This is a genomic window from Enterobacter vonholyi (assembly GCF_040834095.1).
GTDB classification, from domain to species: Bacteria; Pseudomonadota; Gammaproteobacteria; order Enterobacterales; family Enterobacteriaceae; genus Enterobacter; species Enterobacter vonholyi.
This window is the reverse complement of sequence record NZ_CP162152.1, coordinates 3788186-3801082: the sequence shown is the minus strand read 5'-3', so window position 1 is coordinate 3801082 and position 12897 is coordinate 3788186. Positions and strand designations below refer to the sequence as shown.

Genomic DNA, 12897 nt, shown 5'->3' with positions numbered 1-12897 from the left:
TCTTTCTGGAGTCAGGAATGAAAGTAACACTGCCAGAGTTTGAACGTGCTGGAGTTATGGTTGTTGGGGATGTGATGCTGGATCGCTACTGGTATGGACCGACCAGCCGCATCTCTCCGGAAGCACCGGTACCGGTGGTTAAGGTCGACACCATTGAAGAGCGTCCCGGCGGCGCGGCAAACGTGGCGATGAACATAGCCTCTCTGGGCGCGCACTCGCGTCTGGTTGGCCTGACCGGTATCGACGATGCGGCGCGCGCCCTGAGCAAGTCGCTGGCGGACGTGAACGTGAAGTGCGACTTCGTTTCTGTTCCGACCCACCCAACGATTACGAAACTGCGCGTGCTGTCGCGCAACCAGCAGCTGATCCGCCTCGACTTTGAAGAAGGGTTCGAAGGCGTTGATCCCGAGCCGCTGCACGAGCGTATCAACCAGGCGCTGGGCAATATCGGCGCGCTGGTGCTGTCCGATTACGCCAAAGGCGCGCTGGCGAGCGTGCAGACGATGATTCAGCTGGCGCGTAAAGCCAACGTACCGGTGCTGATCGACCCGAAAGGGACCGATTTTGAGCGCTATCGCGGCGCAACCCTGCTGACGCCAAACCTCTCCGAATTTGAAGCGGTGGCGGGCAAATGCAAAACCGAGGAAGAGCTGGTTGAGCGCGGCATGAAGATCATCGCTGACTTCGAATTATCTGCGCTTCTGGTGACCCGCTCCGAGCAGGGGATGACGCTGCTGCAGCCGGGCAAAGCGCCGCTGCATATGCCAACCCAGGCGCAGGAAGTGTACGACGTGACCGGTGCCGGCGACACGGTGATCGGCGTGCTGGCGGCGACGCTGGCAGCGGGTAATTCTCTGGAAGAGGCGTGCTACTTCGCTAACGCCGCGGCGGGCGTGGTCGTGGGTAAACTCGGGACCTCAACCGTTTCGCCAATCGAGCTGGAAAACGCGGTGCGTGGTCGCGCGGATACCGGTTTTGGCGTCATGACCGAAGACGAGCTGAAGGTAGCCGTCGCCGCCGCGCGCAAGCGTGGGGAAAAGGTGGTGATGACCAACGGCGTGTTCGACATTCTGCACGCTGGGCACGTTTCTTATCTGGCGAATGCGCGCAAGCTGGGCGATCGCCTGATTGTGGCGGTCAACAGCGATGCCTCGACGAAACGCCTGAAGGGTGAAACGCGTCCGGTGAACCCGCTCGAGCAGCGTATGATTGTGCTCGGCGCGCTGGAAGCGGTGGACTGGGTGGTGTCGTTTGAAGAAGATACCCCGCAGCGCCTGATTGCCGGTATTCTGCCGGACCTGCTGGTAAAAGGCGGGGATTACAAGCCGGAGCAAATCGCGGGCAGCGAAGAGGTTTGGGCCAACGGCGGCGAGGTGATGGTGCTCAACTTTGAGGACGGGTGTTCCACCACCAACATCATCAAGAAGATCCAGAAAGACAGTCAGTAAAAAAACGGGCCAGTTGGCCCGTTTTTTTTCACCCTCTCCCTGTGGGTGAGGGCATCAGGCCGCACTTACTCCTGGTCATCCACCGGCGGAATGGCCGGTGCCGGCTTCACTTCTTCCGGCGCATTGCGGTTTTCCAGCTCGGTCAGACGCTGTTCCAGCAGCGCCAGCTTCTCGCGGGTGCGCAGCAGAACCTGGGTCTGCACGTCAAACTCTTCGCGACTGACTAAATCAAGGCGAACCAACTGCGCCTGCAGCGTCTGGCGGATTTTCTTTTCTACGTCATCACCAAATTCACGAATGCCTTTTGGCATAGATTCATGAACCTGACGCGCGATCTGCTCAATTTTTTTCGGGTCAATCATTGTCGTTTCCCTTGATGGAAAGGTGTTAGTGTCCATTGTAGCGCGTCATGCCCGGGGTAAACAAAATTGTTTGATGCTTATGCATTGCCCAGGATAATCAATAGCGTTATAGTTATCTCGCTTATTCTCAGGGCGGGGCGAAATTCCCCACCGGCGGTAAATCAGCGTGACGCTGAAAGCCCGCGAGCGCTTTGGGTGAAAACTCAAAGGTCAGCAGATCCGGTGTAATTCCGGGGCCGACGGTTAGAGTCCGGATGGGAGAGAGTAACGATCAAGTCGGGCATGGGCCCGCTCACGTTATCTTTTTGCCGCTTATACGGCGCTCCTAAGACTGCCCTGATTCTGGTAACCATAATGTTAATGAGGTTTTTTTACCATGAATCAGACGCTACTTTCCTCTTTTGGCACTTCAACTCAACGTGTTGAACATGCACTGGATGCACTGCGCGAAGGCCGCGGTGTGATGGTGCTTGACGATGAAAACCGTGAAAACGAAGGCGACATGATTTTCGCCGCCGAAAACATGACCGTTGAACAGATGGCGCTGACCATCCGTCACGGCAGCGGCATCGTATGCCTGTGTATTACCGAAGATCGTCGTAAGCAGCTCGAGCTGCCGATGATGGTCGAAAACAACACCAGCGCCTTTGGTACCGGTTTTACCGTGACCATTGAAGCGGCGCATGGCGTGACCACCGGTGTGTCTGCGGCTGACCGTCTGACTACCGTACGTGCCGCCATTGCTGATGATGCGAAGCCATCCGATCTGCACCGTCCAGGCCACGTCTTCCCGCTGCGCGCGCAGGCGGGCGGCGTGTTGACCCGCGGCGGTCACACCGAAGCGACGATCGACCTGGTGACGCTGGCGGGCTTCAAACCTGCCGGTGTGCTGTGTGAGCTGACTAACGATGACGGCACCATGGCGCGCGCGCCGGAGTGCATCACCTTTGCCCGTCTGCACAACATGCCGGTGGTCACGATTGAAGATCTGGTCGAGTATCGCCAGGCGCACGAGCGCAAAGCCAGCTGATAATAAAAACGCCGGGATGTCCCGGCGTTTTTTTACCCGATTCCTGCGGTCTGCAGCAGAACCAGACTTAATCCCATCACCGACATTCCGCACAGCACGCCATAGCTGGGGTTGTTGTTAGGATCGATCTCCTTCGCCAGCGGCATCAGTTCATCCACCGAAAGCGCAACCATGATCCCGGCTACCGCTGCCATAATCGCTGCCATCACTACCGGAGAGACCAGGCTACCGAGGATGAGCCAGGCCAGCACGCCGCCAAGGATTTCGGCCATCCCGGAAATACCCGCCCAGAACACAGCGGTGCGTTTCGATCCCGTTGCGGCATACACGGGTCCAGCGACGGCCAGTCCTTCAGGAATATTGTGTAAGGCGACCGCCAGCGCGATGCCAAAGCCCATCTCAAGATTGCTGCTGGCCGTCACGTAGGTGGCGACCCCTTCCGGGAAGTTATGCAGGCTGATGCCAAGCGTTAACAGCACGGCGGTACGCTTGATATTGCGCGGCATGGGCGTCACGTTTTTCTGCATTAAATCCTGCGGATGGGCGTGCGGCAGCATTCGATCGAGGGCAAAGTACCCCAGCAGGCCAAAGACAAACATGCCGTAGCCCAGCAGCGGAGACATGCCTTCCGTGCCCAGCGCGGCAGGGAGCATTTCCATCAGGGAGATGAGCAACATGATCCCGGCAGCAAAGCCCAGTGAGAAGGCCAGTACGCGGTTAGAGGGCTTTTGGCCGAGCACGCCGAGGATCGCGCCGATGAAGGTCGCGGCGCCCGCCAGTATGGTCAGGATCAGAGGGACTGACATGCATTGCTCCTTATGATAATGATTCTCATTAATATAAATGATTCATTTCTGGCAAAGCGAGGGGGAAAACCCGGCTTTACACATTCCTTACATTCAAATTTCCTGATGATGATCTTCACGCTTATCTGCGTTCATCTTTGCCGGATTGCGCGTAATGTAGCACCATTAAATTGACACCTTCCGTAAGGATATCACCATGACTTCTTCACGTATGCCAGCCCTGTTTTTAGGCCACGGTAGCCCTATGAACGTTCTGGAAGACAACGTCTATACCCGCGCCTGGCGTCATCTGGGCGAGACGCTACCGCGTCCGAAAGCGATCGTGGTGGTATCTGCGCACTGGTTTACCCGTGGGACGGGCGTGACCGCCATGGAAGCGCCAAAAACCATTCATGATTTTGGCGGCTTCCCGCAGGCGCTATACGACACGCATTATCCGGCCCCCGGCTCGCCCGAGCTGGCACAAAGGCTGGTGGATTTGCTGGCACCTGTCCCTGTGACGCTGGATAAAGAAGCCTGGGGCTTTGACCACGGCTCCTGGGGCGTGCTTATTAAAATGTATCCTGATGCGGATATCCCGATGGTGCAGTTGAGCATCGACAGCACCAAACCGGCCGCCTGGCATCTTGAGATGGGGCGTAAGCTGGCGACCCTGCGTGATGAAGGCATCATGCTGGTGGCGAGCGGCAACGTGGTGCATAACCTGCGTACCGCACGCTGGCACGGTGAGAACACGCCGTACCCGTGGGCGACCGCCTTTAACGACTACGTTAAAGCGAACCTGACCTGGCAGGGGCCGGCTGAGGCGCATCCGCTGGTGAACTATCTGGATCATGAGGGCGGTTCGCTTTCTAACCCGACGCCGGAGCACTTCCTGCCGCTGCTGTACGTACTTGGCGCGTGGGATGGTCAGGAGCCGGTTACGATCCCGGTCGACGGTATTGAGATGGGCAGTTTGAGTATGCTATCGGTGCAGGTGGGATAATAAAAGCAAAACGGCAACGTCAGGTTGCCGTTTTTAGTCTTTCCACCCTCTCCCTGTGGGAGAGGGCTGGGGTGAGGGCATCAGGCCGCAGTCTTACTCCACAAAAATGTGCGGATAGAACCGCGACAGATCCTGCGTGATCAGCGCGCGATCTTCGCGAATTCCAATTCCGGCAGGCTGATCGTTGATGAGCCAGCTGCCAATCAGCGTATAGCTGTCGCCAAATTTTGGAAGTTGATAGAACTCCTGGACGATCATCCCTTCTTCGCCGTACGGCCCTTCAACCGCTTCCAGCGTCTTGCCGTTTTCGATAATCGACACGTTTGCGCCTTCGCGTGAGAAGATCGGCTTGACGACGTACTTCTCCATTTGCGGGTAATCATCTTCTGCAAAGTACGCCGGCAGCAGGTTCGGATGGTTCGGGAACATCTCCCACAGCATCGGCAGCAGGGCTTTGTTGGAGATAATGCTCTTCCAGGCCGGCTCAAGCCAGCGCACGCCAGCATCTTCCAGCTTGGTGGAGAACATCTCGCGCAGCATGTATTCCCACGGGTAGAGCTTGAACAGGTTGCTGATCACCTGGTCCTGCATGTCCGTGAACTGACCTTTTTCACCCAGGCCGATATCCTCGATATAGAGGAACTCGGTCGCGACCTCCGCTTCAGCGGCGCAATCCTGCAGATACTGAACCGTGCCACGGTCTTCTTCCGTGTCGCGGCAGCAGGCGAGATGCAGCAGGTTGAAGCCAAACTGCTCGCGCAGCTCGGCGAAGCGCTCGATCAGCTTTTCCTGCAGGCTGTTGAACTGGTCGCTGCCTTCCGGCAGGTTTCCGGCATTGGCCTGGTCTTCCAGCCAGATCCACTGAAAGAACGCCGCTTCGTACAGGGACGTTGGGGTATCGGCGTTGTTTTCCAGCAGCTTCGGTTCACCTTTGCCGTCCCACGCCAGATCCAGGCGAGAGTAAAGCGAAGGCTGATTCGTTTTCCACGACTGGCGGACAAAGCTCCAGGTGTGCTTTGGAATGCGGAACTTTGCCATCAGCTCGTCGCTGTCGATGACTTTTTCCACCACCTTCAGGCACATCTGGTGCAGCTCGGCCGTTACCTCTTCCAGCTTCTCAACCTGGGCCAGCGTGAGCTTGTAATAGGCGTCTTCACACCAGTACGGCTCGCCGTACATGGTGTGGAAGTTAAAACCGTACTCGGTGGCTTTTTCGCGCCAGTCCGGGCGCTCGGTGATACTGACTCGTTCCATGATCAGCCGCCCATAGAGCGAGTAGATGAGGTGCCTGTCGCGCTGCGCTGCATGCTGGTCTGCTTCGCCACAGACTCACCGAACCCGCCACGGGTGATGGTGCTGGTGGTCGCAGGCTTCGGCGCCATCGCCGTTTTCGGTACGGTCATGGTGCGGCCAGGGGTCGCTGCGCCGTAGCCTTTGCCGCTGGCATCGGTATATTGACCGTAAGCCGGGCTGGCCGGGTTTTTCGAGCTAAACAGCGGCTGCTGCTGGTAGCCTGCACCACCGCCCATAAGGCGGCCCATCATATAGCCTGCCATCAGTGGCATCCAGAAGCTGCCGCTGGACTGCGCCTGCGCCTGATTTTCAGGTGCGGTGCTTGCCTGAGCCGGTGCCTGTTGGCACTGACCTTCACCAAACTCCGCCACGCAGTCTTCGCGTGAGGCATATTTCGGCGCGGTACGTTCCGCTTCTTTCAGCGCGCTAGTATAAGCCGTTTTACATTCGGCGGCTTTGCCGGTTGCGGCAGAGCAGTCGTCCGCGTTTTGATACAGCGAAACCGTTTCGTCATTTTTCTCACAGCCTGCCAGCATAAAGACAGCCGTGACCGCCAGCGCAACAGGGGTGAGGTGACGTGCGTTCCAGCTCTTGCGGAACGACGCGTGATTGATCGTTTTTGTCCGTTTCATCTTTGTCTTCCAGGACCCAGTGGTAATAACGCTCAGGATAGAGGATGAGTGGTTGAAAATGAAGCGAAGAGGGGCGGAATCAGGGGGATCTTTACGTTGACTTACGTTCGGATGTGATTCAGATGCGCCCTCTCCCTGTGGAAGAGGGCTGGAGTGAAGGCATCAGGCCGCAGTAGGCCTGATGACACTCTTAGTTACGGAACGGATTATTGCTCTTGCTGGCAGGCGCTGTGGTTCGCGAGGCAGCAGGCTGTGCAGTAGGGGTAGTGCCGTTAGCGTTGAAGTTATCAACCGCGGCAACCTGCTCCGGGTTCTCCGGTGCAACGCTGTCCGGAGAGGTGGAGACCGGTTTGCCCAACGCGCTGTTCAGCATCTGCAGGTCTTGCTCGTTCAGCGTACCCAGAGCCTGTTTGATGTTCAGCTGGTTAATCAGGTACTGGTAACGCGCGCTGGAGAGCTGCTGTTTCGCGTTGTACAGCGTGGTGGTCGCATCGAGCACGTCCACAATAGTACGTGTACCGACCGAGTAACCTGCTTCCATCGCGTCCAGGGAGCTCTGTGCAGACACAACGGCCTGTTTATAGGCGTTGATGCTGCTGATTGAGGCGTTCACGTTGTTGAAGGAGGAACGCACGGTCTGCACCACGTTGCGGTGGGCGCTTTCCAGCTGCTCGCTCGCGCCAACAAAGTTGTACTGCGCCTGTTTCACCTGGGAGTTGACCTGACCGCCCTGATACAGCGGCAGGGAGAAGCTCAGGCCCACCTTGTTCTGGCCCATATTGCTGTCGTCATACTGGGACGTATTGGTTTTAGAGCCGCTGTAGGTTGTATCAGAGACACCGGTAGACGCGCTCAGGCTCAGGGTTGGCAGATGGCCGTCCTGCGCCTGACGAATTTGCTCGCGGGCCAGGTCCTGGCTCAAACGCGCCTGCAGCAGCGTCAGGTTGCGGTTTTCCGCCTCTTTCAGCAGGGCGTTAACAGCCTGCGGCTTATCCGTTTTGAAGCTGTCGACGTTCAGGGAGGCCAGCTCAGGATAGTAATTGCCGGTGACCTGACGCAGGGATTCCAGCGCGTTGTCGAGGTTGTTACGCGCGGTCACTTCGTTAGCCAGCACGGTGTCGTACTGTGAACGGGCGTTCTGCACGTCGGTGATCGCGACCAGACCCACGTTGAAGCGCTGAGTGGTTTGATCTAACTGACGGTAAATGGCCTGTTTCTGCGCTTCGGTGTAGGAGAGTGCGTCAATCGCGCTCAGCACGTTGAAGTACGCCGTGGCAGTATTCAGGATCAGCGTCTGCTGGTCGGTCTGATAGGTCACATCCTGGATGCCTGCGCTCTTTTCCTGCAGGGTCAGGGCACGCCATTTGGACATATCAAACAGCGTCTGTGTTAATTGCAGTGAGGCGCTGGTAGCATTGGAGTTTACGCCGTTAGCGTCGCGGAAACCGTTGCTGTAGGTATAATCTGCACCTAAACCTAACTGTGGCAGCAAGGGGCTACGAGCTTCGTTAATCTTTTCAAACGCAGCATCACGATCGGCCGCTGATTTACGTAAATCAGGGTTGCCCAGACGTGCCTGCTGGTAGACCTGTAACAGGTTTTCCGCCTGGCTCATTGCACTGAAGCCCGTCAGGCTCAGGCCGATAAGGATGGGGAGCAATTTCTTCATTTGCATTCCTTGTTGTGAAGCAGTATTAGCGCTGATCTAATTAAAAAATAATTGCCGATTCTAACAGAATCATCCACACCAAAAGGTTGGCGTTACGTGCCATCTGGCGGTAATTTGCACCAATCTACCATATAGCCTTACAAACGGCAGCCAAACAGCCTTGAAATTCACAATTTCATCACCATTGCTACCAGGACTCGACTCATGCAAAAACCAGAAAAGTTGCCCGTGACATTCGCCAAAAACGATGTAGAAATTATTGCACGAGAAACGCTTTATAGCGGTTTTTTTTCAATGGATCTTTACCGTTTCAGGCATCGTCTGTTTAACGGGGAAATGAGCGGCGAAATCAGACGCGAAATTTTTGAGCGCGGGCATGCGGCAGTCTTGCTACCCTTTGACCCAGTGCGTGACGAAGTTGTGCTGGTGGAGCAGATCCGCATCGCCGCTTACGACGTCAGTGAGAGCCCGTGGCTGCTGGAAATGGTGGCCGGGATGATCGAAGAGGGTGAGACGGTTGAAGACGTCGCCCGACGCGAGGCGCTGGAAGAGGCCGGGCTGGTGGTGGGCCGCACAAAACCGGTGCTGAGCTATCTGGCAAGCCCGGGAGGTACCAGCGAGCGCTTGTCCATTATGGTGGGTGAAGTGGACGCCACGACGGCGGAAGGGATCCACGGTCTGGCAGATGAAAACGAAGATATTCGGGTTCATGTGGTGAGCCGGGAACAGGCTTATCAGTGGGTAGAAGAGGGGAAAATCGACAACGCAGCGTCTGTCATCGCCCTGCAATGGCTGCAGCTGCATTATCAGACATTACGAAACGAGTGGAAAAAATGAAGCGCTATACGCCTGACTTCCCAGAAATGATGCGCCTGTGCGAAACCAATTTCGCACAATTGCGCCGCCTGCTGCCGAAAAACGACGCACCCGGCGAAACGGTAAGCTATCAGGTGAGCAACGCGCAGTATCGTTTAACGATAACAGAATCAACGCGCTACACTACGCTGGTGGAAATTGAGCAAACGGCACCCAGCATTAGCTACTGGAGCCTGCCGTCAATGACGGTACGCCTCTATCACGACGCGATGGTCGCTGAAGTGTGTTCAAGCCAGCAGATCTTTCGCTTCAAGGCGCGGTATGATTACCCGAATAAAAAGTTGCATCAACGCGACGAAAAGCATCAAATTAACCAGTTTTTAGCCGACTGGCTAAGATATTGTTTAGCACATGGAGCAATGGCGATTCCGGTTTGTTAGCGTCATAAACCTACCTAAGGACACCATTTGGAAAGCCTGTTGAACCTGACTGTTGCTGGTGGGGCGCCAGTCAGGATATTACAAATCACCGATACCCACCTTTTTGCCGAAAAGCATGAAACGCTGCTGGGGGTGAATACCTGGGAGAGTTATCAGGCGGTACTTAGCGCGATTCACGCCGAAAACCGTGCATGCGATCTGATTGTCGCAACGGGCGATCTGGCGCAGGACCAATCTTCCGCGGCCTACCAGCATTTTGCTGAAGGCATCGCGAGCTTTAGCGTGCCTTGCGTCTGGCTGCCAGGAAATCATGACTTCCAGCCCGCTATGTACAGTTCTCTCCAGGATGCGGGTATTTCTCCGGCGAAATGTGTTTTTGCGGGTGACCAGTGGCAGATCCTGCTGCTGGACAGCCAGGTGTTTGGCGTCCCGCACGGTGAGTTAAGCGAGTTTCAGCTCGACTGGCTGGAGACCAAACTGGCTGCTGAACCTGAACGTCACACGCTGCTGTTGCTTCATCATCACCCTCTGCCGGCGGGCTGTAGCTGGCTCGATCAGCACAGTCTGCGCAACTCCGCAGCGTTGGATCGCGTGCTGGCGAAGTTCCCGCGAGTGAAAAACCTGCTGTGTGGACATATTCACCAGGAACAGGATCTCGACTGGAACGGGCGCCGCATGCTGGCGACGCCGTCGACCTGCGTTCAGTTTAAGCCGCACTGCGCCAACTTTACGCTGGATACCATTGCGCCAGGCTGGCGCTGGCTGGAACTGCATGCCGACGGCACGCTGACCACGGAAGTCTGCCGTTTGACCGGTGCAAAATTCCGCCCGGATACCGCTTCAGAAGGCTATTGATGTCTACGCTCCTTTATCTGCACGGATTCAACAGCTCGCCGCGCTCCGCAAAAGCGACACTGTTTCGCCAGTGGCTGAGCGAGCATCACCCCGACGTTGAGATGATTATCCCTCAGCTGCCGCCTTACCCGGCAGAGGCCGCGGAGATGCTGGAATCGATTGTGCTTGCGCACGGCGGCGAAACCTTCGGTGTGGTCGGTTCCTCGCTGGGCGGGTATTACGCCACCTGGCTCTCACAATGCTTCATGCTACCTGCCGTTGTGGTTAATCCGGCGGTTCGGCCATTTGAGTTGCTGAGGGACTTTCTTGGCGAAAACGAGAACCCCTACACCGGGCAGCAATATGTGCTAGAGTCACGCCATATTTACGATCTCAAAGTTATGCAGGTCGACCCGCTTGAGGCGCCGGATCTCATCTGGCTGTTGCAGCAGACGGGTGATGAAGTGCTGGATTACCGCCAGGCAGTGGCGTATTACGCCTCCTGCCGCCAGACTATAGAAGAGGGCGGAAACCATGCTTTCACGGGCTTTGAGAATCATTTCACCCAGATTGTCGATTTTCTTGGACTGCACAGCCACTGACAATCAATGCGAATTGCTAGTTTAAATCATGACGCAAACCTATAACGCTGATGCCATTGAGGTCCTCACCGGGCTTGAGCCGGTTCGCCGCCGCCCGGGGATGTACACCGATACAACGCGCCCAAACCATCTGGGCCAGGAAGTTATTGATAACAGTGTGGACGAAGCGCTGGCGGGCCATGCCAAACGCGTTGACGTTATCCTGCATGCCGATCAGTCGCTGGAAGTCATCGACGACGGGCGCGGCATGCCGGTGGATATCCATCCGGAAGAGGGCGTGCCTGCCGTTGAGCTGATCCTCTGTCGTCTGCACGCGGGCGGTAAGTTCTCCAACAAGAACTACCAGTTCTCCGGCGGCCTGCATGGCGTGGGGATTTCCGTCGTGAACGCCCTGTCCAAGCGCGTGGAAGTAAACGTCCGTCGCGACGGCCAGATTTATAACATCGCGTTTGAAAACGGCGAGAAGGTGCAGGATCTGCAGGTTGTCGGCACGTGCGGCAAACGCAACACCGGCACCAGCGTCCACTTCTGGCCTGACGAAAGCTTCTTCGACAGCCCGCGCTTTTCCGTATCCCGCCTGACGCACCTGCTGAAAGCCAAAGCGGTGCTGTGTCCGGGTGTGGAAATTACCTTTAAGGATAACGTCAACAATACCGAGCAGACCTGGTGCTACGCCGATGGCCTGAACGACTACCTGTGCGAAGCGGTAAACGGCCTGCCGACGCTGCCGGAAAAACCGTTCGTCGGTAACTTTAGCGGCGATACCGAAGCGGTCGACTGGGCGCTGCTGTGGCTGCCGGAAGGCGGCGAACTGCTGACCGAAAGCTACGTCAACCTGATCCCAACCATGCTCGGCGGTACCCACGTCAACGGGCTGCGTCAGGGACTGCTGGACGCGATGCGCGAATTTTGCGAATACCGCAATATCCTGCCGCGCGGCGTGAAGCTGTCGGCGGAAGATATCTGGGACCGCTGCGCCTACGTGCTCTCCGTGAAGATGCAGGATCCGCAGTTTGCCGGTCAGACCAAAGAGCGTCTGTCGTCACGCCAGTGCGCGGCGTTTGTCTCCGGCGTGGTGAAAGATGCGTTTACCCTGTGGCTGAACCAGAACGTTCAGGCAGCAGAGATGCTGGCTGAAATGGCGATTTCCAGCGCCCAGCGTCGTCTGCGTGCCGCGAAGAAAGTGGTGCGTAAAAAGCTGACCAGCGGCCCTGCGCTGCCGGGCAAGCTGGCGGACTGTACCGCGCAGGATCTCAACCGTACCGAGCTATTCCTCGTGGAAGGGGACTCGGCGGGTGGATCGGCCAAGCAGGCGCGCGACCGTGAATATCAGGCGATCATGCCGCTCAAGGGGAAAATCCTGAACACCTGGGAGGTCTCTTCAGATGAAGTGCTGGCCTCGCAGGAAGTCCACGATATCTCGGTGGCGATCGGTATCGATCCGGATAGCGACGATTTGAGCCAGCTGCGCTACGGCAAGATCTGTATCCTCGCGGATGCGGATTCCGATGGTCTGCACATCGCCACTCTGCTGTGCGCGCTGTTTGTGAAGCACTTCCGCACGCTGGTTAAGAATGGTCACGTCCACGTGGCGCTGCCGCCGCTTTATCGTATCGACCTCGGCAAAGAGGTTTACTACGCGCTGACGGAAGAAGAAAAAGCGGGCGTGCTGGAACAGCTGAAGCGCAAGAAGGGCAAACCTAACGTTCAGCGCTTTAAAGGGCTGGGCGAGATGAACCCGATGCAGCTGCGCGAAACGACGCTGGATCCGAACACGCGCCGTCTGGTGCAGCTGACGATCAGCGACGAAGACGAACAGCAGACCAACGCCATGATGGATATGCTCCTTGCCAAGAAACGTTCGGAAGACCGTCGTAACTGGCTGCAGGAGAAAGGCGATATGGCGGATATTGAGGCCTGATGCCCTCACCCTAACCCTCTCCCACAGCGAGAGGGAATGGATCGTAGGCCCGGTAAGCG

13 protein-coding genes and 1 riboswitch are annotated in these 12897 nt (G+C 56.9%); of the genes, 8 read left to right on the top strand and 5 right to left on the bottom strand.

From position 1 onward, the window contains the following. Positions 1–17 precede the first annotated feature (17 nt). Positions 18–1448 (top strand): bifunctional D-glycero-beta-D-manno-heptose-7-phosphate kinase/D-glycero-beta-D-manno-heptose 1-phosphate adenylyltransferase HldE, encoded by a 1431-nt coding sequence (gene hldE, locus AB3N39_RS17775; protein WP_221551818.1) that lies wholly within the window; start codon positions 18–20, stop codon positions 1446–1448. Between the two features lie 65 nt (positions 1449–1513). Here hldE and ubiK read toward each other — a convergent pair whose 3' ends face one another. Further along, on the bottom strand, positions 1514–1810 hold the full coding sequence (gene ubiK, locus AB3N39_RS17770) for a ubiquinone biosynthesis accessory factor UbiK (protein ID WP_014071796.1): 297 nt from the start codon (positions 1808–1810) through the stop codon (positions 1514–1516). Between the two features lie 119 nt (positions 1811–1929). Further along, positions 1930–2080, top strand: a riboswitch (FMN riboswitch). 106 nt (positions 2081–2186) lie between these two features. Here ubiK and ribB point away from each other — a divergent pair. Beyond that, entirely contained in the window at positions 2187–2840 is a 654-nt protein-coding gene (gene ribB / locus AB3N39_RS17765; protein WP_028017147.1) for a 3,4-dihydroxy-2-butanone-4-phosphate synthase, read from the top strand. Between the two features lie 32 nt (positions 2841–2872). Here the strand turns inward: ribB and zupT are convergent, their stop codons facing one another. After that, positions 2873–3646, bottom strand: a complete 774-nt coding sequence (zupT, locus tag AB3N39_RS17760; RefSeq protein ID WP_024906487.1) for a zinc transporter ZupT — start codon at positions 3644–3646, stop codon at positions 2873–2875. 196 nt (positions 3647–3842) lie between these two features. Between zupT and ygiD the strand changes: the two genes are divergently transcribed. Next, positions 3843–4631 carry a 4,5-DOPA dioxygenase extradiol gene (gene ygiD / locus AB3N39_RS17755; protein WP_115876291.1) on the top strand — a complete coding sequence of 263 codons (789 nt, stop codon included), beginning with the start codon at positions 3843–3845 and terminating at the stop codon, positions 4629–4631. 93 nt (positions 4632–4724) lie between these two features. Here ygiD and AB3N39_RS17750 read toward each other — a convergent pair whose 3' ends face one another. The 3 genes from AB3N39_RS17750 to tolC all read right to left on the bottom strand — a co-directional run bounded on the left by AB3N39_RS17750 (position 4725) and on the right by tolC (position 8225). Beyond that, entirely contained in the window at positions 4725–5885 is a 1161-nt protein-coding gene (locus AB3N39_RS17750; RefSeq protein ID WP_136195072.1) for a glutathionylspermidine synthase family protein, read from the bottom strand. 2 nt (positions 5886–5887) lie between these two features. After that, the gene (locus tag AB3N39_RS17745; RefSeq protein WP_111963288.1) at positions 5888–6556 is read right to left on the bottom strand and encodes a DUF1190 family protein; all 669 of its coding nucleotides are present in this window, start codon (positions 6554–6556) and stop codon (positions 5888–5890) included. A gap of 190 nt (positions 6557–6746) precedes the next feature. Further along, positions 6747–8225, bottom strand: a complete 1479-nt coding sequence (gene tolC / locus AB3N39_RS17740) for an outer membrane channel protein TolC (protein WP_252093447.1) — start codon at positions 8223–8225, stop codon at positions 6747–6749. A 204-nt stretch (positions 8226–8429) separates the two neighbouring features. Between tolC and nudF the strand changes: the two genes are divergently transcribed. The 5 genes from nudF to parE are packed head-to-tail and all read left to right on the top strand — an operon-like array spanning position 8430 to position 12838. Beyond that, positions 8430–9062 (top strand): ADP-ribose diphosphatase, encoded by a 633-nt coding sequence (nudF, locus tag AB3N39_RS17735; protein ID WP_008502974.1) that lies wholly within the window; start codon positions 8430–8432, stop codon positions 9060–9062. Further along, entirely contained in the window at positions 9059–9481 is a 423-nt protein-coding gene (locus AB3N39_RS17730) for a DUF1249 family protein (RefSeq protein WP_014833293.1), read from the top strand. Before nudF ends, AB3N39_RS17730 begins: the two co-directional genes overlap by 4 nt. A gap of 27 nt (positions 9482–9508) precedes the next feature. After that, the gene (gene cpdA / locus AB3N39_RS17725; protein ID WP_111963286.1) at positions 9509–10336 is read left to right on the top strand and encodes a 3',5'-cyclic-AMP phosphodiesterase; all 828 of its coding nucleotides are present in this window, start codon (positions 9509–9511) and stop codon (positions 10334–10336) included. Next, complete coding sequence (gene yqiA / locus AB3N39_RS17720) at positions 10336–10917, top strand: esterase YqiA (RefSeq protein WP_047173609.1); 582 nt, start codon at positions 10336–10338, stop codon at positions 10915–10917. Before cpdA ends, yqiA begins: the two co-directional genes overlap by 1 nt. 28 nt (positions 10918–10945) lie before the next feature. Beyond that, positions 10946–12838, top strand: a complete 1893-nt coding sequence (parE, locus tag AB3N39_RS17715; RefSeq protein WP_111963285.1) for a DNA topoisomerase IV subunit B — start codon at positions 10946–10948, stop codon at positions 12836–12838. Positions 12839–12897 lie beyond the last annotated feature (59 nt).